At 58.5% G+C, this 513-nt stretch carries 1 protein-coding gene; it reads left to right on the plus strand.

From position 1 onward, the window contains the following. A partial coding sequence (locus A3730_RS32170; RefSeq protein WP_197477608.1) for a hypothetical protein occupies positions 1 to 513 on the plus strand: 513 nt, incomplete at both ends.

Raw genomic sequence — 513 nt, forward strand, 5'->3', positions numbered from 1 at the left:
GGTGGTTAAACTCTCCGGGCAGGACGTTCCCGGCGCCCAGGGTAAAACGCTGGATTCCCTCTCGGTCATGCGGGTAGAGCAGGGCCGTTTTGTGCCGGTGCCTTACCAGTTCGATGAGCTGGATGAGCACGGCATGGTGTGGTTTGAGGGGAGTCAATTCGCCATGATCGGCGAAGCCGGGCATCTGGATGCGGCAGATCAGCTTTTGATGATGCTCACGGATGCGGGCCCGCAGGCACCAGCTACGCTTCGTCCCGCCCAGGGAACTATCGTTGCCGATATCGCGGTGGCGAATAATTGCCATTTCTATCTGGTCGAAGGCAGTAGACAGCGCAGCCAGGATTATTACGTCGCCCACGACGTCGATAGTGGCATGACGCGCACGGCGCTTTATGAGCTGAACGTGGAGCCGGAAAACGAACTGAACTGGCTCTATCTCGGTTATCAGGGCTACCAGGGGGAGGGCTCCATCATTGATACCCTGAAAATGCGCATGAGCGCCGGGGTGCTCTC

This window comes from Alcanivorax sp. HI0044, from assembly GCF_001634945.1.